The sequence below is a fragment of the Chryseobacterium sp. StRB126 genome, assembly GCF_000829375.1.
Taxonomy (GTDB): Bacteria; Bacteroidota; Bacteroidia; order Flavobacteriales; family Weeksellaceae; genus Chryseobacterium.
In genome coordinates this window covers 3,150,130-3,175,025 of the sequence record NZ_AP014624.1, presented here as the reverse complement: position 1 = coordinate 3,175,025, position 24,896 = coordinate 3,150,130, and the positions used below count along the sequence as shown (strand labels likewise).

The 24,896-nt window shown below is 35.7% G+C and carries 24 protein-coding genes; 21 read left to right on the top strand and 3 right to left on the bottom strand.

The genetic code is table 11. The features are described from left to right. Positions 1-16: 16 nt before the first annotated feature. From CHSO_RS14360 to CHSO_RS26640, 8 genes are all read left to right on the top strand, one after another. Positions 17-457 (top strand): GPW/gp25 family protein, encoded by a 441-nt coding sequence (locus tag CHSO_RS14360; protein ID WP_045497241.1) that lies wholly within the window; start codon positions 17-19, stop codon positions 455-457. A gap of 23 nt (positions 458-480) precedes the next feature. Continuing rightward, positions 481-2,364: a type VI secretion system baseplate subunit TssF gene (locus CHSO_RS14355; RefSeq protein WP_045497238.1), complete on the top strand. Its 1,884-nt coding sequence runs from the start codon at positions 481-483 to the stop codon at positions 2,362-2,364. Positions 2,365-2,387: 23 nt separating this feature from the next. Further along, on the top strand, positions 2,388-3,317 hold the full coding sequence (locus tag CHSO_RS14350) for a DUF3829 domain-containing protein (RefSeq protein WP_045497235.1): 930 nt from the start codon (positions 2,388-2,390) through the stop codon (positions 3,315-3,317). A gap of 118 nt (positions 3,318-3,435) precedes the next feature. Continuing rightward, positions 3,436-4,326, top strand: a complete 891-nt coding sequence (gene bla, locus CHSO_RS14345) for a class A beta-lactamase, subclass A2 (protein ID WP_045497232.1) — start codon at positions 3,436-3,438, stop codon at positions 4,324-4,326. A gap of 325 nt (positions 4,327-4,651) precedes the next feature. Next, the gene (gene uvrA, locus CHSO_RS14340) at positions 4,652-7,483 is read left to right on the top strand and encodes an excinuclease ABC subunit UvrA (RefSeq protein ID WP_045497229.1); all 2,832 of its coding nucleotides are present in this window, start codon (positions 4,652-4,654) and stop codon (positions 7,481-7,483) included. 87 nt (positions 7,484-7,570) lie between these two features. After that, positions 7,571-8,395 carry a hypothetical protein gene (locus tag CHSO_RS14335; protein WP_045497226.1) on the top strand — a complete coding sequence of 275 codons (825 nt, stop codon included), beginning with the start codon at positions 7,571-7,573 and terminating at the stop codon, positions 8,393-8,395. Between the two features lie 326 nt (positions 8,396-8,721). Next, on the top strand, positions 8,722-9,126 hold the full coding sequence (locus CHSO_RS14330) for a hypothetical protein (RefSeq protein WP_045497223.1): 405 nt from the start codon (positions 8,722-8,724) through the stop codon (positions 9,124-9,126). 119 nt (positions 9,127-9,245) lie between these two features. Next, positions 9,246-9,380 carry a bacteriocin-like protein gene (locus CHSO_RS26640; RefSeq protein WP_084220996.1) on the top strand — a complete coding sequence of 45 codons (135 nt, stop codon included), beginning with the start codon at positions 9,246-9,248 and terminating at the stop codon, positions 9,378-9,380. Here the strand turns inward: CHSO_RS26640 and CHSO_RS14325 are convergent. Continuing rightward, on the bottom strand, positions 9,368-9,958 hold the full coding sequence (locus tag CHSO_RS14325) for a DUF3828 domain-containing protein (protein WP_045497220.1): 591 nt from the start codon (positions 9,956-9,958) through the stop codon (positions 9,368-9,370). The genes CHSO_RS26640 and CHSO_RS14325 overlap by 13 nt on opposite strands. A gap of 170 nt (positions 9,959-10,128) precedes the next feature. On the opposite strand from CHSO_RS14325, the gene CHSO_RS14320 reads away from it, so the two are divergent. The 6 genes from CHSO_RS14320 (at position 10,129) to CHSO_RS14295 (ending at position 17,871) form a co-directional block, all read left to right on the top strand. Further along, positions 10,129-12,081, top strand: a complete 1,953-nt coding sequence (locus CHSO_RS14320) for a type VI secretion system Vgr family protein (protein WP_045497213.1) — start codon at positions 10,129-10,131, stop codon at positions 12,079-12,081. Positions 12,082-12,091: 10 nt separating this feature from the next. Then, a complete protein-coding gene (locus CHSO_RS14315; protein ID WP_045497210.1) occupies positions 12,092-14,005 on the top strand; it encodes a phospholipase effector Tle1 domain-containing protein in 1,914 nt (637 codons plus the stop codon). Then, the gene (locus CHSO_RS14310) at positions 13,980-15,176 is read left to right on the top strand and encodes a DUF2931 family protein (protein ID WP_171817649.1); all 1,197 of its coding nucleotides are present in this window, start codon (positions 13,980-13,982) and stop codon (positions 15,174-15,176) included. Before CHSO_RS14315 ends, CHSO_RS14310 begins: the two co-directional genes overlap by 26 nt. Before the next feature lie 9 nt (positions 15,177-15,185). After that, positions 15,186-16,352 carry a DUF2931 family protein gene (locus tag CHSO_RS14305; RefSeq protein WP_045497204.1) on the top strand — a complete coding sequence of 389 codons (1,167 nt, stop codon included), beginning with the start codon at positions 15,186-15,188 and terminating at the stop codon, positions 16,350-16,352. Between the two features lie 11 nt (positions 16,353-16,363). Further along, positions 16,364-17,515 carry a DUF2931 family protein gene (locus tag CHSO_RS14300; protein ID WP_171817648.1) on the top strand — a complete coding sequence of 384 codons (1,152 nt, stop codon included), beginning with the start codon at positions 16,364-16,366 and terminating at the stop codon, positions 17,513-17,515. A 164-nt stretch (positions 17,516-17,679) separates the two neighbouring features. Beyond that, positions 17,680-17,871 carry a hypothetical protein gene (locus CHSO_RS14295; RefSeq protein WP_045497196.1) on the top strand — a complete coding sequence of 64 codons (192 nt, stop codon included), beginning with the start codon at positions 17,680-17,682 and terminating at the stop codon, positions 17,869-17,871. Between the two features lie 49 nt (positions 17,872-17,920). Here the strand turns inward: CHSO_RS14295 and CHSO_RS14290 are convergent, their stop codons facing one another. Then, entirely contained in the window at positions 17,921-18,274 is a 354-nt protein-coding gene (locus tag CHSO_RS14290; protein WP_045497192.1) for a winged helix-turn-helix transcriptional regulator, read from the bottom strand. Between the two features lie 180 nt (positions 18,275-18,454). On the opposite strand from CHSO_RS14290, the gene CHSO_RS14285 reads away from it, so the two are divergent. The 5 genes from CHSO_RS14285 (at position 18,455) to CHSO_RS14265 (ending at position 20,610) form a co-directional block, all read left to right on the top strand. After that, a complete protein-coding gene (locus CHSO_RS14285) occupies positions 18,455-18,874 on the top strand; it encodes a DUF6640 family protein (RefSeq protein ID WP_045497189.1) in 420 nt (139 codons plus the stop codon). A gap of 116 nt (positions 18,875-18,990) precedes the next feature. Beyond that, entirely contained in the window at positions 18,991-19,503 is a 513-nt protein-coding gene (locus tag CHSO_RS14280) for a DUF421 domain-containing protein (RefSeq protein ID WP_045497188.1), read from the top strand. Positions 19,504-19,507: 4 nt separating this feature from the next. After that, complete coding sequence (locus CHSO_RS14275) at positions 19,508-19,999, top strand: GNAT family N-acetyltransferase (RefSeq protein WP_045497185.1); 492 nt, start codon at positions 19,508-19,510, stop codon at positions 19,997-19,999. A gap of 126 nt (positions 20,000-20,125) precedes the next feature. Continuing rightward, positions 20,126-20,311: a hypothetical protein gene (locus tag CHSO_RS14270; RefSeq protein WP_045502608.1), complete on the top strand. Its 186-nt coding sequence runs from the start codon at positions 20,126-20,128 to the stop codon at positions 20,309-20,311. Between the two features lie 83 nt (positions 20,312-20,394). Beyond that, on the top strand, positions 20,395-20,610 hold the full coding sequence (locus tag CHSO_RS14265) for a hypothetical protein (RefSeq protein ID WP_045497182.1): 216 nt from the start codon (positions 20,395-20,397) through the stop codon (positions 20,608-20,610). Positions 20,611-20,655: 45 nt separating this feature from the next. On the opposite strand, the gene CHSO_RS14260 is transcribed toward CHSO_RS14265, so the two are convergent. Then, entirely contained in the window at positions 20,656-20,970 is a 315-nt protein-coding gene (locus tag CHSO_RS14260; RefSeq protein ID WP_045497180.1) for a DUF4286 family protein, read from the bottom strand. A gap of 148 nt (positions 20,971-21,118) precedes the next feature. On the opposite strand from CHSO_RS14260, the gene gyrA reads away from it, so the two are divergent. Beyond that, positions 21,119-23,728 carry a DNA gyrase subunit A gene (gene gyrA / locus CHSO_RS14255; RefSeq protein WP_045497179.1) on the top strand — a complete coding sequence of 870 codons (2,610 nt, stop codon included), beginning with the start codon at positions 21,119-21,121 and terminating at the stop codon, positions 23,726-23,728. A 27-nt stretch (positions 23,729-23,755) separates the two neighbouring features. Then, the gene (locus CHSO_RS14250; protein ID WP_045497175.1) at positions 23,756-24,790 is read left to right on the top strand and encodes a hypothetical protein; all 1,035 of its coding nucleotides are present in this window, start codon (positions 23,756-23,758) and stop codon (positions 24,788-24,790) included. The last annotated feature ends 106 nt before the right edge of the window (positions 24,791-24,896 follow it).

Sequence of the window (24,896 nt, the reverse complement as noted above, 5' to 3'; positions counted from 1 at the left end):
TAAAAAACAATAAGTTATGGATACACCAAATTACAGAATGCCCTTTGTACCGTCTACATTAATGACAGAAGGGGGAAGTATCGATACCTGCGATATGGGAGAAAGTATTGCTCACAATATTATGCTGCTGATCACTACCAAAAAAGGGGAGAACAGATACGATGAAAATTATGGAAACGATGTTTGGAACCTGGAATTCGATAATGGAGTAACCAGTGCCATCTGGGAAAACGTTTTTGTAAAAAGTCTCAGAAGACAAATTCAGGAATATGAACCAAGAATTGTACAGCCACAGATAGATGCCAATATCCAATTTGTAGAACACAGTTACGATACCAAAGAACACACCGAAATCAAAAAGAAAGTAAGAATTGCCATCAATGCGAAGATGGAGGAAACAGGAGAACGTTTCAGTTTTTCAACAGAACTGTTCCTGAGCCCAATGTCCATTGATTAATATTTCTAACAGCGAAAAAAATTATGAACCTAGATCAAAATATTTATTCCAAAGAATCTGTAAAAGCAAGAATGCTTCAGAATGCAACTAAAGTATGGGGATTGAAAAGCCCGCAGTCTTTAGACCCATTTGTAAAACTATTAATTGATGCATTCAGTACAGAAGTTTTTAAAGCGAATAATGAAATACAAACAGTGAATGCCCGAATTCTTGAAAAACTGGCAAAGCTGTTAACTCCATCTATTTATACTCATCCTATTCCGGCTCATGCGGTTGCTTTTACGCAGCCTTATGATTCTACCGAAGTTTTATTGGAGCACACGGAGTTTTTCTTCCGTAAGCAAATGACTTCCACTGTGAAATCAGAATCGGATAAACAATTAAATATTCCTTTTACTCCCGTAGGGAATGTTAGGATTAATAAAATTCACACTTCAGTAATGTTTGTAGGGAATACCTGTTACAGTATTGATGATAGGTTTAATAAAATTCCTATTTCAAGATTTAACGGAAGGCCTGAAGATTACAGAAAGGTTACGGTAGGGATTGATGTCAGCAAATATGTGAGCGAATATTTTCCTAAATACATGAGCATATTCTGCTCCAATCCAGCTTTTGAGCATCTTGATTTTGTATATAAACTATTACCTTATATTAATGTTTCAAGTAATGGAAACCCTTTGTTTGTAAGAGAAGGGTTAAGCTATCTTTCAGAAAGTGCTCCGGATGGTTATGAGCAAATGTTTAAAGAACAGTCGATCCGAAGTAAGGTAATAGAAGATATCAAAAGTATCTACCGTCATAAATTTATCGAAATCACCGGACTTTCCAGCAGCTTGTTCTCAGAACCGGGGCAGCTTCCACAAAACCTTGATTTCCTTGCCGGAAAAGAAGAGATTGTAAAATATCTTGATAATAAGCGTTATTTATGGCTTACTTTTGAGTTTCCACCACAATTCTCAGCAGAAATTCTGGATAACTTCTCATTTGTACTGAATGCTTTCCCGATTTATAACAGAGGCTGGAAAAAAACAGAATACAGTCTTGATATTATGGGAAATAATATTCCTTTAGTAACAGACGAAGGAGAACACTTCTTATATGTAGATGAGGTGCAGGATGGAGACGGAAGAAAATATACTGAAATACCATTTACCCCTGCAGATGATCTTAAAAAAGGATTATACACTGTGAGAAAAGGAGGAATGGAACGTTTCACCAGCAGAAATGCTGTAGATATGATTGCTAACGTGTTGGAACTGACAAGAGATGAGATTGCCGCATTTTCCCTCTTAAACAGAGATAATGTAAAAGGAGTTCTCAGTGAAATGTCCGACAAGATGAAATCCATGGTGCAGAAAGTGAACAATGCCAAGAGAAACATCAGGCAGGAACTGAATTATGTCATTATGGAGCCTGTTGAAAAAACAGACCATACCTATGCTTCTTTCTGGATCACTCATTGCACATTAGCCAATCATATGCGTCCTGGGACAGAACTTTCCAATCAGTTGAAATCACAGACTGTTGTACTGCTTACGGAAACCTTGGGTGGTGCTGAGGAGCAGAAAGGAACCGACAGTATTCAGGCTTATAAATATGCTTTAACAACAAGAGACAAAATTATTTCCCTTGAAGATGTTAAAAACTATTGCCGAATGATCCTGAAAGATGAATTGAGAGAAGTAAGGGTGAGAAGAGGAACAATGATTAGCAACAAACCTAAAGAAGGTTTTGTAAGAACTGTTGAGGTAGAAATTGTTCCACAGAATTATTCTTTCTATGGAAGAGCATATTGGGAAAATATGGCTAATATCACCAGAAACCAGATCATTGCCAAAGCCATTGACGGTATTGAATATCTGGTGAAAGTAACCAATGAGGATGTCGAATTCCAGGATATGTAAATTAGAAAATTAAAATAAAAAATATGAAGAAGATTATTGTACTTGCAATGGCCCTGGCTTTAACTGTTACCGTCGTAAGCTGTAAAAAAGGTGCAGAAAAATTTGGGAATGCCGTTTTAAACCTTGGAGGCGAGACAGATGCGAATGATATTATTGATTTTAATAACAATTTTATAGATTCTTATAAAAGTACATCCAAGCATATTGAAAGAATTTTAAAATATGCAGATGCAATCGTGGCCAAATCAAAAGGCAAAAATGGATTGATCATACCAATTACATTAACCTCAATGGATTATTCATTTTCAAAGATTAAGGAAATTCCATCTGGATTTGATAAAGATAAAGCCGCTATTGAAAAAGAATTCAGTATTTATAAGGCTAAAAAAGAAAATATAGACAAAAAGGCTGAAGAGCTTAAGTCCTATATGACTTCGGAAAATTATAAGGATGATAAAGGAGCAAAAGCAGAAGCCATCAGAAAAGAAATTGAGGACGATGCGAATGCTTTATTTGCTGCAGGGGAGAATATTATGATTAAAATTAAGCCCGCTACAGATGCTGCAGAGGAAATTATTTTGAAAGATCACCCGATAAAAGAGTATATTATTTCTTCCAAAAATGTGATGAATTCAATGGATTCTGTAATCGATCTTTTAGGGAAACAATATTCCGGACAATTCAATGAAGCGGCGGCACAGAAAAAGTATGACGAATATGCCAAAGCAGTAGAGGCCAATGCCAAACTAAACTTTGATGTAAAAGATCAGCAGTATTCTTATAAAAAATCTCAGTTTGAGACCTTTAATAAAAATGCGTCTAACTTTTTAGATCTTTACAGGAAACTGATAAGGGATGCTAAAGAGAAAGGAAAGATTCAGGATAATGATATCCAGCAGATTGATTCATCTTATGAAAGTGTATTGAGTGCTTACAACATCTTTGTGAAATAAATTTTTTGATTCGTTGCTAGATCAACAGTCAATTTTAAAATATGAAATGCCGTAGGAAATACGGCATTTTTTATATGCATCTTACAAAATTTAATGTATTAAAAACTAAACTATTTAAATGAAAAGAGCATCCCTTTTTATATCAATTTGTCTTTTTAGTATTCAGTTAAAAAGCCAGACAATACAAGATCTGAGAAGTAAGATTAACACAATCATATCAACGAAAAATGCCACAGTTGGAGTTTCTTTAAAAGGAATCGAAGATAAAGATACGTTAAGCATCAACGGAAATAAAGCAATGCCGATGCTGAGTATTTTTAAATTCCATATTGCCTTAGCTGTTTTAAATCAGATAGATAAAGGAAAGCTAAAACTGGATCAGAAGTTTTTGATTAAAAAAGAAGAATTGCTCCCCGAAACATGGAGCCCGATCAGAGAAGAATATCCGGCAGGGAATATGGATCTTACATTAGATCAATTATTAAGATATACTGTCTCTCACAGCGATAATAATGGCTGTGATATTCTATTGAAGATGGTGGGAGGAGCTCCTGCTGTTCAGAAATTTATTAATCAGCAGGGCATTAAAGATTTCACTATCCGATTGAATGAGCAGCAAATGAATACCTTTGAATCCTATTTTGTCAATACATCAACCCCTTTAGCAACAACAGATCTTTTAGAAAAATTCTACAAAGGGAAAGTGCTGAAAAAGGAAACCACAAAATACTTATACCAGATCATGGTAGAAACTTCAAGAGGATTAACCTGGATGAAGGCGGGCTTTCCAGCAGGAACAGAATTGGCTCATCGTACAGGGATTTCAGGAAGAAACGAACAGAATATAAGAGCTGCAATGAATGATGTTGGAATTGTAAAGCTTCCCAATGGAAAGCATTTCATTCTATCCGTATACCTGAAAAATAGTAATGAAGAAATGAAAGATACAGAAAAAATCATTGCCGATATAGGAAATGCAGTTTGGGAATATTATATAAGTAAGTCATAATTGTAATTATAAATTATTAAAAATCTATTATTCAATAAATAAACTTGTCATTATAGTCAATACTCAAAAATTTAACATTAATATATCCACAAAAATCTGTGAAAATCTGTGGGCTAATAAATTCAATAGGAAACGGGCTTTAGCCCGTTTTATAATTTAAAGTCTATCCATTGGCTTTAGCCAAAACATAGTCATCAACAAGTACGCAATATTTCATATAAATAAACTTCTATTATAAAAATTTTAACCCTTTCAGATTCGAAAAAATTCCATAAAAATCCGTATTTTTGCACGTCGTGATTTTCAGGCAAAGTCACTCCAAATTATGAGCAAATCAACAGAATATATAGAAGTTTACGGAGCACGTGAACACAACCTGAAGAATATTAATGTTAAGATCCCGCGCAACGAACTGGTAGTAATTACCGGGCTTTCGGGGAGTGGAAAATCTTCACTGGCTTTTGATACCATTTTTGCAGAAGGCCAGCGTCGTTATATAGAAACATTCTCTGCCTATGCCCGCCAGTTTCTGGGTGGATTGGAGCGTCCGGATGTAGATAAAATTGAAGGACTTTCACCCGTTATTGCCATTGAGCAGAAAACAACCAATAAAAACCCGCGTTCTACTGTAGGAACCGTTACAGAACTGTACGACTTCCTTCGTCTATTGTATGCTAGGGTTTCAGATGCTTACTCATTGTCTACAGGACAGAAACTGGTAAGTTATACCGAAGATCAGATCCTTGATACCATTAAGAACAATTATAAAGGAGAAAAAATCATGTTATTGGCTCCTGTTGTGCGTTCCAGAAAAGGGCATTACCATGAACTTTTTGTGCAGATGGCTAAAAAAGGATATGGACAGGCAAGAATTGACGGGGAGTTACAAGATATTGAATACGATTTAAAACTTGACCGTTATAAAACCCACGATATTGATATTGTGATCGATCGTTGGATCATCGGAGAAAGCGCTTCTGAAGGCAGAATGGAAAAATCTCTGCGTACTGCCATGGAAATGGGCGAGGGGATCATCGGAATTCAGAAACTGGGAAGTACAGATATTGAATATTTCTCCAAAAACCTGATGGATGCTGAAACAGGACATTCCTTAGCATTACCGGAACCGAATACTTTCTCATTCAACTCTCCCAAAGGAAGCTGCCCGAACTGTAAAGGATTGGGAACAATTAAAAAGATCAATACAGATTATTTCATCGATAATCCGAAACTATCCATCAACCAAGGAGGGTTACTGCCACTGGAAGATATCAAGTCCAATAAATGGATTTTGGCACAAATCAAAAATATTCTTGAGATCTTCGGATTAGGCATGACAACGCCATTACAGGATATTCCGGAAGAAGCTTTGGACTATATCTATAACGGATGTCATAAAGAATTCAATAAAGACCTGAAATATGCAGGAATCACCAAGAAGATCAAGATCAGTTTTGATGGTTTGATTACCTTTATGGAGGAAATTATTGATGAAAGAGAATCCTATGAAGCTATTTTGCTGGAAAGACATTTCACTACGGAAGAAACATGTCCGGAATGTGGAGGAACCCGTCTTCAGCCTTCAAGTTTAAGTTTTAAAATTGACGGAAAGAATATTGCTGAGGTCAATGGATTAAGCTTAGCAGATTTGAAAGAATGGCTGGCAGACGTTAAAGATAAATTTTCAGAGAAGAATAAAATCATTGCTCACGAGATCTTAAAAGAAATCGAAACCAGACTTCAGTTCTTACTGGATGTAGGATTGGATTATCTGAGTTTGAGCAGAAGTTCAAAAACCCTTTCAGGAGGAGAATCACAAAGAATCCGTTTAGCAACACAAATTGGTTCTCAGCTTGTGAATGTTTTGTACATTTTAGATGAACCAAGTATTGGGCTTCACCAGAGAGATAACGAAAGACTGATCCATTCCCTAAAGAATCTTAGAGATATCGGTAACTCTGTTTTAGTAGTAGAGCACGATAAAGACATGATTCTGGAGGCCGATGAGGTATTGGATATTGGTCCAAGAGCCGGAAAATTTGGGGGAGAAATCCTTTGGCAGGGAAAACCAAAAGATCTTTTAAAAGCAGATACCATTACCGCTCAGTATATCAACGGAAAAAGAAAAATTGAAATTCCGGCTGAAAGAAGAGTAGGAAGCGGAAAAAATATCGTTCTGAAAGGAGCAACAGGAAATAACCTGAAAAATGTAACTCTGGATGTCCCTCTTGGAAAACTGGTAGTGGTAACGGGAATTTCAGGAAGTGGAAAATCTTCTTTAATTAACGGAACCTTATATCCAATCCTTAACAAACATTTTTACAGAGCAGTTCAGGAACCTTTACCATATAAAAAGATCGAAGGGCTTGATAATATTGATAAAATTGTAGATGTAGACCAAACTCCGATCGGAAGAACACCACGTTCAAATCCGGCAACGTATACGGGAATGTTTACAGACATCAGAAACCTTTTTGCAGAATTACCGGAAAGTAAGATCCGTGGGTATAAACCGGGAAGATTCTCTTTCAACGTAAAAGGTGGAAGATGCGAAACTTGCCAGGGTGGTGGATTAAAAGTAATCGAAATGAACTTCCTTCCGGATGTATACGTGCATTGTGAAACCTGCAACGGAAAACGTTTTAACAGAGAGACTCTTGAAGTTCGTTACAAAGGAAAATCCATTTCCGATGTACTGGACATGACGATTGATGAAGCGGTAGATTTCTTCCAACCGATTCCTAAGATTTTTGCTAAAGTGAAAACATTGCAGGATGTGGGATTAGGGTATATTACGCTGGGACAACAGTCTACAACCCTTTCAGGAGGAGAAGCTCAGCGTATTAAGCTGGCAACAGAACTTGCTAAAAGACAAACCGGAAATACCCTTTATATTCTTGATGAACCTACAACAGGGCTTCACTTTGAAGATGTAAAGATTCTGATGGAGGCCATTAATCAATTGGTAGAATTAGGAAACTCATTCATCATTATTGAACATAATATGGATGTGATTAAATTAGCAGACCATATTATTGACGTAGGTCCGGAAGGAGGAAAATATGGCGGACAGATTGTTGCACAGGGAACTCCGGAGGAAATTGTAAAGTCTAAGAAAAGCTTGACTGGGAAGTTTCTGAAGAGAGAATTGGAATAAAATATATAAACTTAAGTATACAAAAGAATTTGCGAAAGCAGATTCTTTTTTTATTTTTATCCCCAATCAAATCCAAGCTATTTAATCATGAAAAAATATATCATTCTGGCAGTGCTTCCACTTCTTTTATCCTGTAAAAAAGATAAAACGACAACTACTGCAGCTACAGAAACTACAGCTCAAAAAAAAGATAGTGTTAGTGTAGTTGAACCGGACTTCAAACTGGATAAGAATTCTGTTTTTGGGGTGTTTCAGCTTACCCATAAAGATATAGCGATCTGTATTCCCGTTCAGTTTGGTGACCAGGACGATCCGTTATCAAAAAAATATGAAAATTTCCTTGTCAAAGATTCTATTCCGTGGATGTATGGCAGGGAGATGAAGGATTATAAATATTACGATACCCTATCTGTAGGCCCACTGTACTACAACAAAAGGTTTGAAGATACCTTTAAAAAAGAAATGAAAGACTCTTATTTTGTGTATGGAACCAAGTCTTTTCAGAACTGTACCATAAAGCGCGTAGTGTTCCAGTCTACAGAATGTGGAAACGATTATATCGCTTACATCCTGAATGTTGATAAAAATATTGTTGGAAACCCGCTTATTGCTTCAGAAAAAGAGATTCCACTGAAATATAGTAATAATTACTCGGAAATTAATCGATCCATCAAAAAATCGGCAGCGAAAGGAAGTACAGAAAACAATTACGGGTTCGGAAACTACAACCCAATCGTTTACGGAAATTATAAGAATCTCTATTTCACGTACTATGATGATTTTAAATGGTATGATAAAAAAGCAGGATCTAATTGCCAGTTTCCAGAAAGGGCCATTTTTGAATTAGATAAAGGGAAAGTAAAACTGCTTTGGAGTTCTGAAATGGATCTTCTCGGTTTGCCTTGTCTTTAATCTTATGATCCATAAACTGGATAATCTACATCTATGCATTTTAAAATATAAACCGCTTATTGTAGGCGGTTCTTTTGTTAAGAATACGCTCTTTTTGATATTAAATTGAGACTGATTTAGCTTATTTATTAGAAATTTAAGCAGATAAATTATGGTTCAATATTAAATTTTCATGTATTATTTAAAAATAAAACACTGTAAATCATAATGTTATCATTCAATGTTAACTTAATGTTAACTCAAAGTGAATTTAATATGAATTATTTTTAATAACTTTGGTTTAGAGATACAAATCAATTTATTATAATATTTAAAACCAGATAGTTATGAAAAATAAAATTCAAATATTGATAGCTTCCCTTTTCGTTACCGGATTAGCTGCTGTAATGAATCAAGCTAAAGCACAAACTACAGATAAAAATACAATACAGGCAATTCAGTTGAGCAAAAGCGAGACATTTAGCGATATAAGAAATAAGCTAATAGCAAACTTTGATCTGGATAATCCTGAATATAAACAAGGGACTGTAAATTCAGTTGTAAAATTTGATATTGCAAGAAACGGAAAAATTGTAAACGTCCATTCTAAGGGTGATTGTAATACAGTAAGTAAAGAAATTGAAACGGTCTTGAGCGAATTGGATTATAAAGTAGATCGTAATAAGTTGACGGATAATATGGTAGCTTACACTTATGTGATGCCTGTTACCGTAGAAATTCATAATCGATAATATTTATAGACTAATGAATTCTGTTAAAAAGTGTGAATAATGAAAATTATAAGTATTAAACTGTAATAATACATAAAAATATTCGTTTTAATTTTACAAAACCATAAAATTAAAGCTATATGAAAAATTTAAAGAAACTGACTAAAGTAGATTTGAAGTCAGTGTACGGAGGACAGCCAAAACAATATTGTACATATTGCGAGTGGGCAAATAAAGTGTTTTGCAGCGAAATTCCAATCGTTCAGTGTCCATAAAAAATCAAGCCGCTTTTGAAGCGGCTTTTATATTGTTTTGTATATTGGATGAAATCGATTAGGCTCTTTTTAAGATCCTTCGAATGGTTAATTTTTTTATCAAAAATAATATTATCAATTTTCCATCCTTTATCAGAATCAATAAGTTGTATTCTATCAGTCCATGATACCTTTGGAGAGGCCATATTATATTCAAATAGTATAAGCGCTTCTGCTGTTTTGTTGTGAACAGTAATACTTTTGATGGTGTAGCCAGTATATCCTTCATATAAACTTGAAAATATAGCACCTTCAAAGATCAAAGGCTTCTCATCCGGATGATCGCTGTTTTTAACTTTCTCAATATCAGCTTTTGAAGCATTGATTGCAGTTTCTAATATATTTTTCAATTCCGGAGAAAATAGATCCTTCGAAATAGGCTGATGATACACTGCTTCATTAGATTTTCCATATTGATTGTAAAGCTGATTTACTTTTTCTGTAATCAGTTTTTTTTCAGTGGATGGAGGAGGTGTTGTTTTACTGCAGGCAATAAAACAGAAGATGAAGCTTGCATATAGAAAAAGTGGTCGTATCATATATAGAGAATATTATTTTTTTGAAAACTCAAAAGATGTACCAAATCATTAGTTGCTGGCTATTTTTGAAGTATTCTATAAAATAACTGTATATCCCTTTGTTTGGATTTAATTTTAAAATATTTTTTATATTTGTAATCATTATATCCAGAATAACACAAAAATAAGGCATGAAAAAAAATACGACTTCAGAACGCGTATCCTTTAATGATGGATACCGTGCACCTGATAATGCTCAGGCAGTAAAAGAAAATAATACAGCAGGAATCAACCGCATTGTCAAACTTTCTGCAGTAATCAACGGAGAAATCATTTCAAGTTTTAAACATTTTAAGTTAAAGCAAAGCACTGTAACCCATCACGAATTTGAGTTAACGCTGGCTCATGATGCCTTATCTGAAAAACAAGGACATCAGTTGGAACAGGCCAATACATTCTTAGGAAAACGTCTGACCATTAAAATTGCTTATAAAGATTTTGAAACAAAAAATAGCCCTGAGAGAGTTTTTGTGGGAATCATTACCAAAGTAGGTTTTAGTCAGGAAGCTCATAGTTTGGGAAATATTGTTTTAAAAGGCTTCAGTCCTACCATTCTTTTGGATGGTGCTCCCCATACCCAGAGCTTTGGAGGATCTCAGCCTGTGAATACAGGAATTATAGCCGATGAGGTAATCAAACAGGGGATAGATCCGTTCTGGTATGATTTTAGGGTAAATGCCAAAGCCTCGTCGCAAATTGTCTACAGCTCCCAGTACAATGAAACACATTATAATTATTTATGCAGATTGGCAGAAGCTTATGGGGAACAGTTTTTCTATGACGGAGAAGTTCTGCATTTCGGAAATATGCCCGCTCCGGCAACTCCTCTTGAATTAATAAGCGGAAGTAATGCCTCAAATATTCATACTGAACTTAGAGCACTTCATACCCAGCCTGGTTATTATGGATATAACAGCAGTAAAAATGCCATGCTGACTTCAGGAGAAACCCCTTTAAAGCATATGGGAAGTCTTGCCAAAACCGCTTATACAAATAATGAAAACATTTTTAAGACCCCTTCACTTCAGCCGGCTCCCATTAAGGCAGCTACCGATATGGATGTGGTGAATTCCCAGACGGGTGCATGGGGCAGTAAAGGGGTAGATGTGTTTGTAGTATCCGGTGATACCACAATACCGTTTCTATATCCGGGCTGTACAGCAGATCTTTATCTGAGAAAGCCAGATTCCAGCAAAACAGGGTATTTCACAAAACTCATGATGACAGAAGTTACCCATGAAATAGATACTTTAGGACATTATAAAGGAAGTTTTGAAGCCATAGCCTCAGATACTGGATATATTCCCAAACCTGAATTTACAACTCCTTTTGCAGAAACACAGCCGGCAGTAGTGATCTCCAACGAAGATCCTTTGGGACAGGGACGTGTACAAGTAAAATTTCTGTGGCAGCTTAATGAAACTACAGACTTTATCAGAGTGATGAGCCCGGATGCAGGCGGAACAGATCAGATCACTCAAAACAGAGGCTATGTAGCCATTCCTGAAGTAGGAGATCAGGTAATGGTAGGATTTGTACATAACCATCCGGATCGTCCTTTCGTGATGGGCGGAATGTTTCACGGCGGAGTTGCCCTTGGCGGTGGAGTGAATAACCATTTAAAATCTATTCAGACCAGAAGCGGTATTCGTATTCTGATGAATGATGCAGAAGGAAGTGTGAATATTGTAGATCCAAGTGGTAACAACTATTTCATGGACGGCAAAGGAAACATCACTGTATCTGCACCTAATGATATCAACTTCAATGCAGGAGGAAACCTCAATATCAATGTGGGACAAAATATGTCTACCAGCGTTGGGATGAATAAAACAGATACTGTGACAATGAACCATAGTGAAAGTGTGGGCATGATAAAAACCTCTTCTGTGATAGGAGATTCCCAGGTTTTCATTACAGGAAAACTCACTGAATTTATAGAAGGAGATGTGCACAGTGAAGTAAAACAGGAGCGTAATGAAATTTCAAGAAAAGAAATGAATTTCAGTACAGAAGAAAATTTTACAAGCCATACGAAAAGTTCAATCTTTATGAATAGCGGCGAAAAAGGTCATAATCACTAATATTTTTCCTATGAGCAGAACAAGAATTGTTAACGGGAAATATACCAAAGTAACCGAAAAAGGGTATAACCTATACTCTGAAGGAAATACCAATATTAATGCATTAGGTTTGAATAATCTGAATGCAGATAAAGATATTCATCATGGATCCGCAGTGGAAAAAGCTCCGGCATATCAGCCTAAAGACTCTGTCAATGTTTTTATCGGGATGTTTTTTGATGGCACAGGAAATAACAGGTATAATTCTGATAAAACCTATTACAGTAAGATTAATTCCGGAGAAACCTATTATAAAAATGATACCGTTCCCCAGGAATATTACGAAACCATAAAAGATCCCAAAACCGGAAAGCAGAAAAAGATTAAAATCTCAGACCGCGACAGCTACTGGAATCCCTATTCTAATGTTGCAAAACTTTTTGACCTCTATAAAGAGAAATTAGAAGCAGCCAAAGATGATGAATATCCGGAATATGGAGAATATGCTATTTTGAAACAGTATGTAGAAGGAATAGGAACGAAACAGGATAAGGAAGACGATATTGCAGGTTCCTGTGCAGGGAGAGGAGATTGGGGAGTAATTGGCAGGGTAGAGGAAGGGATTAAAACTGTAATAGAAAATGAGTTTAAGGGTATTTCTAAAAATAAAAAAATTAATAAGATTGTATTTGACGTTTTCGGATTCAGCCGGGGAGCTGCAGCAGCAAGACATTTTTGTAATGAAGTCAAAAAGTCTGCAAAATACGATACGGCGATGCGGGATGAAATGGATATTAAAATGGGACGCCCCAAGATCTCTTATGTTTCAGAACATGCAGGTGGTCTCTTTGGAAAAAGACTGCGCAAAGCAGGATATCAACCAGTGGGAGAGACCTTTACCATAGAAATCCGTTTTCTGGGGGTATTTGATACAGTGGTTTCCGATATGGTCGTGAAAGAAAATATAGGATATAAAGTAGCGGGAGTTTTGATTAAAAATCCTTTAACTGTTCCTTATAGTATTGCCGCATTTCTGGGACAAGCTTCGCTTCAGGACATTAAAACGAAAGTATCAGGATTGGGAATCAAAAAGATTTTCCATATTACCGCCCATAATGAATGGCGGAAAAATTTTGCATTAACTCCCACAGAAGAAGGCTATACTATATCGATGCTGGGCGCCCATTCGGATATAGGAGGCGGCTATGCCCATCTGGATAAATACACTGCCGTTTTGGATTATTTTGATGTGAAAGTAGGAGATGATAAAACCCTTAAAGAAAAGGAAAAAATAAGACAGTTTTATATCAATCAGCGCATCTCTACGGAAAAAGAGATTGCATTTAGAAATACGTACGATCATGTAAAAGAAACAACAATAACGAGTGCAGGAGTGGGAACACGGGAGATCAAAGCAGAGCCGGATTTCCCGGATAAAGAAAAAACAGTATCCAAAAGTTCCTATTACCAAATATTTCAAACCAAAGAATCAGACCATTATATTCTGGAAGATTCCCGATATATTTCTAATAAATACAGTTTAGTGGCCATGTATATGATGTTGCAGAAAGGAATAGATAATAAAGTACCTTTTTATAAAGACTATAAAGAAGCTATAGCTAAAGGTAATAAAGTTGACCATCCTTTTGAACATGAAATCCCAGATACGGATAAATATAAAGACTTGAAGCAATATATGGATCTGATGCTGGAGGAAAGTAAAAAAGAAGGGGTTGGAAATTATACGGTCCCTTCAGAAATATATCAACATATCTGTAACCATTATATCCATCTTTCTGCTAACTTTGGAGGACTCGCTGCAATAGGTGTTAAAACGGGAGATCATCATCTTCTTGAAAACGTAGGTTTTGTCAACCAACCCGTAGTACCTAAAGTGGATAAAGATGGTAATATTTATTATGAAAGAGAAAAATGGTATCCTTAGATCGATAATAATGATAAACAGAATAAAAGATATAATAATAATTTCATTGGGTCTGTCTTTAGTAGTAAGTTGTCAGCCAAAGGATAAATTTGAATGGAATGCTGCATGGTCAGCACCTAAATTTTATGGAAATGGAGGTCCATTTGTTGAATTTTTTTATCAGGGAAAAAGTATCGCTGGAGCCTCTGCAAGTATTGGTGCAGATCCTGGTTGGGGCTTAACGAGTGGCGGTTATGCAGGGGGAGACATTTTTAAACCTGTTCCAGATAGTGTTTTTGTAAAATGGATTTGTGCTATAGATGGTTATCGTTATGAAGGTGGATCTAAGCTTCCCAAAGATAAAATGTTAGACTTGTTTAAAAATGGCAGAGATTCTAAGGAAGAAAAATATAGTCAGATTATTGCAGGCTTTGCCCCAGGGGGAAATGTAACAGTTTGGATGTCTGGGCAAGGAAATAATAAAGAAATAATAAACTTTAAAGCCGAAAACAAAGGAGTTTGGAAAGAAAGTGAAGAGGCAGAAAAGATTGAAAAAGAGATTCTTTCTTCAGAAAAATTTATTAATTCAGAAGTTAACATATATCGTTATCTGCATGGTGTACCTTATTCAGTTTGGGAAAAAGGCGAAAAGACGTACAAATATGATATAGGATTTAGCAGTGAAGAGAATCGTGATTTTTACGAATCAGTTACAGCTTTTTCAAAAGACGGTAGTTATATATTTCTAAATGAGAATCAATTTATTATTCCTTACAAGGATTGGTTATCTAATCATATTATGGACGGTGTGAAAGAAGGCAAGCTGCCTGTTCATACAGTAGTTCAATGGATCTCAGAAGATGATAAACAATGGTATAAAGGAGAGATTGTTTTCCCTGTTGATTTTCAAAATACTTTTGAATCGTTTTATCAGAAGAATAAAAATGTTCATATTGTGTACGTAATGGATAAGTTGAATGCTTCTGGAAATTACACATTTGGAACAATCTGGCTACAAAGTTCAACTTCAAAAGAATGTATTATGAAATTCCGATTAGCTAAACTCAATAATGAGACGAGAAAATATGATGTTTCAAAATATACTCTTCCCAAAGGTTTTGTAGTTCCGAAATGGGAAGGCAGAATCCCCCTTCAAAAGCCAACAGATTTAGAATATTGGCAGGAAGAATAACGTTTTTCAATGAGGAATAAAATAAAAAACATAGTATTATTCTTACCAAATTTATTATTAATAATAAGCTGTGGGCCTAAGGATAAATTCGAATGGAATGCAGGAATTTCCGCACCCATATATTATGGAGCATCAGGTCCGTTTGTAGAATATTTTTATAAAGGAAAAAGTATTGCTGGGGCTTCTTCTGGGGGAATAGAACCTGGTTGGGGTTTAACGAGTGGAGGGTATACAGGTGGTGATATTTACAAATCCGTTCCGGATAGTATATCAGTAAGTTGGATTTGTGATGCAGATGGAATTCAATATAAAGTTGGTCATAAATTACCAAGAGAAAAAATGCTCAACTTGTTTAAAAATAGAGTAGTAGATTCTTATGGTGAAAAATTAGCTTATAGTCAGATAGTTGCAGGTTTTGCCCCAGGAGGGAATGTAACAGTTTGGATGAGAAGAGGAGGTTCAGGTACCGAGGTTACTCATTTTAAGGCAAAGAATATAGGAATATGGAAAGAAAACGATAAGAGTTATAAGAAATATGTTGAAGAACATGAAAAGGTATCCGAAGGATTTAAAATTGCCAATATATATAGGTATTTTCATGGTATTCCATATTCAGTTTGGGAAAAAGGCGAAAAGACGTACAAATATGATATAGGATTTAGCAGTGAAGAGAATCGTGATTTTTACGAATCAGTTACAGCTTTTTCAAAAGACGGTAGTTATATATTTCTAAATGAGAATCAATTTATTATTCCTTACAAGGATTGGTTATCTAATCATATTATGGACGGTGTGAAAGAAGGCAAGCTGCCTGTTCATACAGTAGTTCAATGGATCTCAGAAGATGATAAACAATGGTATAAAGGAGAGATTGTTTTCCCTGTTGATTTTCAAAATACTTTTGAATCGTTTTATCAGAAGAATAAAAATGTTCATATTGTGTACGTAATGGATAAGTTGAATGCTTCTGGAAATTACACGTTTGGAACAATCTGGCTACAAAGTTCAACTTCAAAAGAACGTATTATGAAATTCCGATTAGCTAAACTCAATAATGAGACGAGAAAATATGATGTTTCAAAATATACTATTCCCAAAGGTTTTGTAGTTCCGAAATGGGAAGGCAGAATCCCACTTCAAAAGCCAACAGATTTAGAATATTGGCAGGAAGAATAATGGTTTCTACGATGAAAAGAATAAAAAACATAGCATTATTGTTGCTAAGTTTATTGTTAATAATAAGCTGTGGGCCTAAGGATAAATTCGAATGGAATGCTGCATGGTCAGCACCTAAATTTTATGGAAATGGAGGTCCATTTGTTGAATTTTTTTATCAAGGGAAAAGTATTGCTGGTGCTTCGGCTAATATTGGAGCAGATCCTGGCTGGGGGACTACTAGCGGAGGTTATGCTAGAGGAGACATTTTTAAGCCTGTTCCGGATAGTGTTTTTGTGAAATGGATTTGCGCCATAGATGGTTATCGGTATGAAGGCGGATCTAAACTTCCTAGAGAAATGATGGTTGAATTATTTAAAAATGGCTGGAATTCTAAGGGAGAAAAAGAAAATTATACTCAGATTATCGCAGGTTTTGCTCCTGGAGGGAATGTAGCGGTTTGGATGTCTGGGCAAGGAAATAATAAAAAAATAATAAACTTTAAAGCCAAAAATAAAGGAATTTGGAAAGAAAGTGAAGAGGCAGAAAAGGTTGAAAAGGAGATTCTTTCTTCAGATAAATTTATTAATTCTGAAGTTAACATATATCATTATTTGCATGGAGTACCCTATTCAGCTTGGGAAAAAGGGGATAAACAATATAAATATGATCTAGGTTTTAGCAGTGAAGAAGATTATAAATATTCAATCACTTATTATTCAAAAGATGGAAGTGTTTATTTTTTAGATTCTACACCTTACTTTTTAAAATGGTCTAATCGTTTTGCCAGTTATCCCAAAAATCCTAATCCATCACATCAGTTAAAACTCCCTGTGCAAATGGATTTGATTTGGCATTCTTATGATAAAGAATCACGTTGGTTTGAAGGAAGTGTGGTTTTGCCACAAAATCTTCAGGGAACATTTGAAAAAGGCCATTATGATCGAATGATTGTGACAATTCCTAAAGATACTGGAGGTGACTTTGTTGAAGGGGTTGTTTATTTTGTTAACAAGCAGAAGCAGGATCAGGTGATGCGTTTTCGCTTAGGAAGATTTAATGATGAACAGAAAAAACTAATGTCTCCCAAATACACTCTTCCCAAAGGTTTTGTAGTTCCGAAATGGGAAGGCAGAATCCCCCTTCAAAAGCCAACAGATTTAGAATATTGGCAGGAAGAATAATTTTTTTTAATGATGAAAGAAATAAAAAACGCACAGATCAAAAACAACTATTTGAAAAGTACCTGAATCCGGAATTGATAGGAGTAGATGTTGAAACCTATTCTTTAGATTTATCTTCAGATACCAGTCTGTAACTCAGCGGGAAATATTTAGAGGGCTCAAGTATGTTGGCTTATTATGAGGATGAAAGCCTCATTCCTCCAGCTCACGCTCCAGGATATCTTAATCTTGTTTTTTATCTTAAGGGGAAACTAAAAGTAAAAGGAGAAGATGAGTATAAGTACAGTAAACATTTTGTAGCTTTCTATTTGGGAGAAAGTGGTGGCTGTAAAGACAAGTCGAATACTTATTATTGATTTATCAAAGATGTAGACTAGCTCAGCAGGATAAAAAGATAAAGAAAGACTACCAATCTTCAATGATTTTCTTTCTGTGAACTTTTCCCCAATCGATCATAGATATAAATACAGATCTTAAAGTGGTGGTATGCAGGGTAGGAGTGTACTCAATGATCGTAAGTAAATCATCCTGAATAGTTCTGTTAATAAGTTTATTTTGCTCCAGGTCTCTTAATTCCTTCGCTAAAACTTTTCCACTAATCTTAGGAATACTATTCTTTATTTCTTTGAAACGTTTATTACCATTCATGATAGAAAAGAGAACCAAGGTTTTCCATTTTCCATGGATTGCTTCCAGCGTATCCTGTAAATAAAGCATTCCTGCTTCACAATCCTTATGTGTTTCTTTTTTACTGTTCATCGCTCCAAGAATTTTGTAGTTGAGGTCTCATTTAGATTACCTTTTGGTAACCAGCTCATAAAGCATATACAAAAGTAAGTAACTTTATCTTATGAAAGGCTGAAGTGTAATTCTCAAACAGCCTTTTTTCCAAATTAAAAGATCTTATAACTTAACCCTAACAAAAATAATTTACTAAAAATGAAATCAATAACAACAGGGAAATTACTTGTAACATTCGTTGCTCTAGCCACTCTTTTTGGAGCATATATTGCTGATTGGAATCATACCCATATTTTCAATCCCCGCTGGCCTCCGCATGCAAAATTTCATAATGCGCAGACTATGCTCTTCGGTGCCGTACTGGGGCTCTTGTCATTGTGGTTTATTTGGGTTCAGAAAGGTGATAAATGGGATGTTTTTAGACTGTCAATCATCTTTGCCAGTCTTTATTGGATAATGCAGGCAATGTCTATTTTATTTCCGGGAACAGCCTTGTTTGATCCTGAGTTTTCCTACCCCGGTCAGTGGCCTATACAGTTCATCTTAGATGGTGCTATGTTTTTACTACTTATAATAGCCTATTTTTTAGAATCAAAACATTCAGATAGATTAAAATAATTCATTATTAAAAAAGTAGAAATCTGATTATTATTTCTTTAAGGATTAGCAAAAAATCAACTCAACTATAAGTAATGAATGATAAAAATCAATACATTTGAACAGATAAAAAAATTGTGGATTCTATTCTTAATGTTGCGGTTCGTTCCCTTTGCGTCTACCTTTTTATGGTAATCGCCATCCGTTTATTTGGAAAAAATCAGCTTTCGCAGCTCAATGCCGGAGATGTTGTTCTGCTGCTATTGATCTCGAATGCTGTTCAGAATGCAATGGTAGGACCGGATACTTCATTGCAGGGCGGTATTGTGGCAGCACTGGTTTTATTTGCCGCTAACTTCCTTTTGAAGAGACTCATGTTTTCCAGTCGCTCCTTTGAATCCTTTATGCAGGATGAACCCGTTATTTTAATAAGAGACGGAATTGCAGATCAGACAGCCTTAAATCGGGTGAAAATTACCGAAAGTGAACTGGAAGAAGCGATAAGAGAACATGGTATAGAAAATATCAAAGATGTTAAATTATCTGTATTAGAAGTAGATGGGAATATCAGTGTGGTCTCTCAGGATGAGAAAAGCAAACAAACCCATTATGCAAGAATAAAAAGAAAGAATAAAAGAAAATATCATTAATCCTATGAATTACGAATTAAGAGAAATGCTTCCCAATGATGAAGTAAGAGTACTGGATATCTTCAGGCAGGGGGTAGAAAGTGGTATTGCTACTTTGGAAACAGAAGTTCCTACTGCAGAAGCCTGGAGTATGGAATATTTCAATGACTGCCGTTGGGTGTTGGAAAATGAAAATAATGAAGTGGTAGGATGGTGTGCCTTAAAACCTGTGAGTAAAAGGGAAGCTTTTAAAGGGGTAGCAGAAGTAAGTATTTATTTCGATAATGAATACCAAGGCAAAGGATTGGGTTCGGTGCTGCTTAAAAAGATTATTCTGGATAGCGAAGACCATGGATTCTGGACATTGCAGACCAATCTCTTTTCCGAAAATGAAATGGCCATCAAATCTCATCAGAAAAATGGCTTCAGAATGGTGGGTATCCGTAAAAAAATAGGAAAACTTAACGGAGTATGGAAAGATCTGGTTATGATGGAAAAAAGAAGCGAGATCATTTGATGAGTAATCAGCTTGCGAAGGAGACAGATCATAGAATAGCAATTTTAAATACTCAACATTGAGTTTTTACCATTTGGCCTAAACCTTGTTATACTCTATCTATATAAGTTGGAAAAAGTAGAAATAATGAAAAATTTAATAAAGATTACAGGAGTTCTGGTAGTAATATCTATGCTTACCTCCTGTGTAGCATATGATAATGGCGGATATTATCAGACCAAGAAACTTCCACCGGGACAAGCCAAAAAAATATATGGCGGAAGCGCAAAAGACTATGCTCCGGGACAGGTTAAAAAGAGAGGCGGGTATTAAAAAGGGGGTAAAACGGAAATTAAACAACTTTTTTTGGCACTAAGCTTGATATATTTCGCTTCTAAGTTTGAAAAAGTGAAATAATGAAAAGTATGTTGGAAATCGTAACAGGAGGTGTAATAGCATTGGTGTTGTCATCTTGTGTTGTTCATGATAGAAGGGGAATGCCTCCCGGTCATGCAAAAAGAGTGTATGGTGGAAGTGCAAGATATTATGCACCCGGACATGTGAAAAAAGTATATATTTATGACGATCGCAGTCATCATCACAGAGGCCATGGCCACAGACATCACAGATAAAAATTAAAAAAGCACTGAAATTTTCAGTGCTTTTGCTTTGTATCATTACAGCCTCAATTTTTTCGGATTCAGAAGCGTATCAAAGATCAATACCTCCTGTCCGAATTGAGTTTCAATTCGTTCTGCTATATTTTTTAATTCACTTTCAAGAAAATCATTTCTCAGTTCATCATTATCAAAAATCAGAAGAAGATTATAATTCTTTCCTTCATCAATATAATCGCTGTGAACTTCAGATAAAATATACTGGTTAACATCCATCAGATTTTCAGTCATTAAAATCAGGGTTTCATCAATATAATTTTCCCATTCTTCCAGATTATTTTTCGTACAGTGGAAAGTTATACTTAATACGCTCATATTTTAAGAATTTTTAAGATTTTGTGGATAAATTCTAAGGCAAAAATCGGCATTTTTTTCGTAAATTAGCCCGTTAATAAAAATTCAAAATAAATAATTTTCAGACTTCCAGCTAAGGGTCTGACTATCATTATAATAAAATTTGTTTATGCAAAAAGAAGGAGAAAGACTAATTCCTATCAACATTGTTGATGAAATGAAGTCGTCTTATATCGATTATTCGATGTCTGTTATCGTTTCAAGAGCGCTACCGGATGTAAGAGACGGCTTGAAACCCGTTCATAGAAGAGTACTTTATGGTATGTATGGACTAGGGGTTTTTTCGAATAGAAAATATTTAAAATCTGCGAGAATTGTTGGGGACGTTTTGGGTAAATATCACCCGCACGGAGACTCCTCTGTTTATGACGCGATGGTGAGAATGGCTCAGGAATGGAGTTTACGTTATCCTCAGGTAGACGGACAAGGTAACTTCGGTTCCATGGATGGTGACCCGCCGGCAGCAATGCGTTATACTGAAGCAAGACTGAAAAAAATCTCAGATGAGGTTCTTTCTGACCTTGACAAAGAAACTGTTGACTTCCAGAATAACTTCGATGATAGCATGCAGGAGCCAACTGTAATGCCTACTAAGGTACCTAACCTTTTGGTAAATGGAGCTTCAGGTATTGCTGTTGGGATGGCAACAAACATGGCACCACACAACCTGTCTGAAGCTATAAATGCTATCTGTGCTTATATTGATAATAGAGAAATTACGATCGATGAGCTGATGCAGCATATTATTGCTCCGGATTTCCCTACAGGAGGTATTATTTATGGATACGACGGAGTAAGAGATGCATTCCATACCGGAAGAGGTAGAGTAGTTCTTAGAGCGAAAGTTAATTTCGAAGAAATCGGAAACAGAAATGCGATTATCGTAACAGAAGTTCCTTATCAGGTAAACAAGGCGGAAATGATCGCCAGAACTGCGGAACTTGTTAAGGATGAGAAAATTCCTGGGATCCACGAGATCAGAGATGAATCAGACAGAAACGGACTTCGTGTTGTTTATGAATTGAAAAACGATGCGATTCCAAATGTAGTTCTGAATCTTTTATATAAATATACAGCCCTTCAGACTTCTTTCAGCGTTAATAATATTGCGTTGGTACACGGAAGACCGGAACAGTTGAACCTTAAGGATATCATCCATCATTTTGTAGAGCACAGACATGAAGTGATCGTAAGAAGAACTCAGTTTGAGCTTAAAAAAGCAAAAGAAAGAGCACACATCCTTGAAGGTTTCATGAAGGTAATTGGAACTCAAGATTCTTTAGATAAAGCAATTTCAATTATTCGTCATAGTGCTAACCCTCAGGCAGCTAAAGAAGGCTTGATCGAAGCATTCGAACTTTCAGAAATTCAGGCTCAGGCAATTCTGGATCTTAGATTAGCTCGTTTAACAGGAATGGAGCTGGATAAGATCCGTGATGAGTACGACACTATTATGAAAGAGATCGCTAATTTAGAAGATATCTTAGCCAATGAGCCGAGAAGATTCCAGATTATTAAAGACGAATTGATCGAAATCAAAGAAAAATATGGTGATGAAAGAAGAACTGAAATTGATTACTCGGGAGGAGAAATGTCTATTGAAGATATCATCCCTAACGAATCTGTAGTTCTTACTATTTCTCACGCAGGATATGTGAAGAGAACTTCGCTTTCTGAATACAAAATTCAAAGTAGAGGTGGTGTAGGAAATAAAGCAGCTACAACAAGGGATTCGGACTTCCTTGAATATATTGTATCGGCAACCAACCACCAATACATGTTGTTCTTTACAGAAAAAGGTAGATGTTACTGGTTAAGAGTATTTGAAATTCCTGAAGGCTCGAAAACAGCAAAAGGAAGAGCAGTACAAAACCTTATCAACATTGAACCGGATGATAAGATCAAAGCATATATCAGAACTAACAACCTAAAAGACTCTGAGTATGTAAACCAAATGAGTGTAGTGATGGTAACTAAAAACGGTACGATCAAGAAAACATCATTGGAGGCTTATTCAAGACCAAGAGTAAATGGGGTAAATGCTATTGAAATTAGAGATAATGACCAATTATTAGGCGCTTACCTTACTAATGGTACTTCTCAGATCATGATTGCTACCAAAAATGGTAAATGTATCCGTTTCCCTGAAGAAAAAGTAAGAGAAGTAGGTAGAGGTTCTATTGGAGTTCGTGGTATTGCCATGGAAGACAATGATGAAGCTATTGGTATGATTGTTGTGAATGATGTGGAGAACGAAACAGTTCTTGTAGTATCTGAAAAAGGATATGGTAAGAGAACTGCAGTAGAAGACTACAGAATTACGAACAGAGGAGGAAAAGGAGTTATCACCCTAAACATTACCGAAAAAACAGGAAATCTGATTGCTATTCAAAACGTAACAGACGAAGATGGATTGATGATTATCAATAAATCCGGTGTTGCCATCAGAATGGGAATGGATGAAATGAGAGTGATGGGTAGAAATACACAAGGGGTAAAGCTAATCAACCTTAAGAAGAATGACGAAATTGCAGCTATTGCAAAAGTAGAAATGGATAAAGATGTAGAAGAAGACTCTGAAGAGATTGATGGAATTGAAGGAGAAGAATTAGCTGAAGGAGAAGTTCAGGAAGGAATGGAGTCTTTATTTGATAACCTTGAAAATGATAATGCAACACCTCAGGGTGAGGAAAATGAGAATTCTGATTCTGAAGAATAAATGTACAATTAATATAAAATAGTTATTATGAAGAAACTAATTTTAGGTATGGCTATCGTAGCGTCTGCTTTTGCATTTGGACAGAAAGGAGATGTAAATGCTCAGCTTCAGACTGCCAACAAAGCAGCTATGGATGCATATAACGCAAAAAATTATGCAGTTGCAGCGCCTAAGTTTGTAGAAATTTACGACTTATTGAAAGCCAATGGCCAGGACAACAAGATATATATGTATTATGCAGGACTTAGTCATGCATTAGCCAACAACAGCGATCCGGCTATTAAAATATATACAGACCTTGTGAATTCTGGATTTACAGGAGTAGAAACTACTTATACTGCTAAAGAAAAGAAGAGCGGGCAGGTAGTAAATTTAGATAAAGCTACCTGGGAGCTGATGAAAAAGAATTCTGAGTATTCAGATTTCAAAACAGAACAGTCTGCAGGAGTAGAAGTAGATTTATACGAAACTTTATCTTTATTGCTTCTGAATGCTAAAAAAGCAAATGAGGCTCTTGTAATCATCGAAAAAGGGTTAGCTAAATATCCAAACAATGCTAAGTTGAAAGAAAGCCAGACTACGGCTTATCTTCAGTCTGGAAATATGGATAAATTTGTTACCAATTTGAAAGATCAGTTAGCGAAGAATCCTAATGATGCAACCAACTGGTACAACCTTGGGGTAATGCAGGCAAAAACACCGGCTACGGTTAATGACGCTTTAGAATCATTCAAAAAAGCAGTTGAACTTAAGCCTGATTTTGCAAACGCGTATCAGAATCTTGTATACACTACCATTGGAGATGACTCTAAAATTGTAGCTGATATCAATGCATTGAGAAAAGACAAACCGGATGAGGCTTCTAAATTAATTGATGCAAGAAGAGAAAGATTTGCAAAAGCTTTACCATTTGCAGAAAGCTGGTATAAAGTAGATCCTAAAAATATTGATGCAGTAAGCACTTTGAAAGAGATTTACATTGTAACTAAAAATCTGGATAAAGTGAAAGAAATGAAAGCTAAACAAGTTGAGCTAGGCGCCGCCGCTGCACCAGCAAAATAATCATTTTATAACTTAATAATAAAAAGAGGCTGTCTCAAAAGACAGTCTCTTTTTTATTGCAATTTTTTGTGAGGGACTTAGTTTTGTATTTTAATTATTTAGGATT

What these genes read in the sequence shown, in the direction of transcription:
- CHSO_RS14315 (WP_045497210.1), top strand. Translation starts at nt 12,092, where the DNA reads ATGAGCAGAACAAGAATTGTTAACGGGAAATATACCAAAGTAACCGAA.
- CHSO_RS14320 (WP_045497213.1), top strand. Translation starts at nt 10,129, where the DNA reads ATGAAAAAAAATACGACTTCAGAACGCGTATCCTTTAATGATGGATAC.
- CHSO_RS14310 (WP_171817649.1), top strand. Translation starts at nt 13,980, where the DNA reads ATGAAAGAGAAAAATGGTATCCTTAGATCGATAATAATGATAAACAGA.
- uvrA (WP_045497229.1), top strand. Translation starts at nt 4,652, where the DNA reads ATGAGCAAATCAACAGAATATATAGAAGTTTACGGAGCACGTGAACAC.
- CHSO_RS14270 (WP_045502608.1), top strand. Translation starts at nt 20,126, where the DNA reads ATGAAAAATTTAATAAAGATTACAGGAGTTCTGGTAGTAATATCTATG.
- CHSO_RS14335 (WP_045497226.1), top strand. Translation starts at nt 7,571, where the DNA reads ATGAAAAAATATATCATTCTGGCAGTGCTTCCACTTCTTTTATCCTGT.
- CHSO_RS14285 (WP_045497189.1), top strand. Translation starts at nt 18,455, where the DNA reads ATGAAATCAATAACAACAGGGAAATTACTTGTAACATTCGTTGCTCTA.
- bla (WP_045497232.1), top strand. Translation starts at nt 3,436, where the DNA reads ATGAAAAGAGCATCCCTTTTTATATCAATTTGTCTTTTTAGTATTCAG.
- CHSO_RS14325 (WP_045497220.1), bottom strand. Translation starts at nt 9,958, where the DNA reads ATGATACGACCACTTTTTCTATATGCAAGCTTCATCTTCTGTTTTATT.
- CHSO_RS14305 (WP_045497204.1), top strand. Translation starts at nt 15,186, where the DNA reads ATGAGGAATAAAATAAAAAACATAGTATTATTCTTACCAAATTTATTA.
- CHSO_RS14275 (WP_045497185.1), top strand. Translation starts at nt 19,508, where the DNA reads ATGAATTACGAATTAAGAGAAATGCTTCCCAATGATGAAGTAAGAGTA.
- CHSO_RS14260 (WP_045497180.1), bottom strand. Translation starts at nt 20,970, where the DNA reads ATGAGCGTATTAAGTATAACTTTCCACTGTACGAAAAATAATCTGGAA.
- CHSO_RS14265 (WP_045497182.1), top strand. Translation starts at nt 20,395, where the DNA reads ATGAAAAGTATGTTGGAAATCGTAACAGGAGGTGTAATAGCATTGGTG.
- CHSO_RS14295 (WP_045497196.1), top strand. Translation starts at nt 17,680, where the DNA reads ATGTTGGCTTATTATGAGGATGAAAGCCTCATTCCTCCAGCTCACGCT.
- CHSO_RS14300 (WP_171817648.1), top strand. Translation starts at nt 16,364, where the DNA reads ATGAAAAGAATAAAAAACATAGCATTATTGTTGCTAAGTTTATTGTTA.
- CHSO_RS14290 (WP_045497192.1), bottom strand. Translation starts at nt 18,274, where the DNA reads ATGAACAGTAAAAAAGAAACACATAAGGATTGTGAAGCAGGAATGCTT.
- CHSO_RS14250 (WP_045497175.1), top strand. Translation starts at nt 23,756, where the DNA reads ATGAAGAAACTAATTTTAGGTATGGCTATCGTAGCGTCTGCTTTTGCA.
- CHSO_RS14350 (WP_045497235.1), top strand. Translation starts at nt 2,388, where the DNA reads ATGAAGAAGATTATTGTACTTGCAATGGCCCTGGCTTTAACTGTTACC.
- CHSO_RS26640 (WP_084220996.1), top strand. Translation starts at nt 9,246, where the DNA reads ATGAAAAATTTAAAGAAACTGACTAAAGTAGATTTGAAGTCAGTGTAC.
- CHSO_RS14360 (WP_045497241.1), top strand. Translation starts at nt 17, where the DNA reads ATGGATACACCAAATTACAGAATGCCCTTTGTACCGTCTACATTAATG.
- CHSO_RS14330 (WP_045497223.1), top strand. Translation starts at nt 8,722, where the DNA reads ATGAAAAATAAAATTCAAATATTGATAGCTTCCCTTTTCGTTACCGGA.
- gyrA (WP_045497179.1), top strand. Translation starts at nt 21,119, where the DNA reads ATGCAAAAAGAAGGAGAAAGACTAATTCCTATCAACATTGTTGATGAA.
- CHSO_RS14355 (WP_045497238.1), top strand. Translation starts at nt 481, where the DNA reads ATGAACCTAGATCAAAATATTTATTCCAAAGAATCTGTAAAAGCAAGA.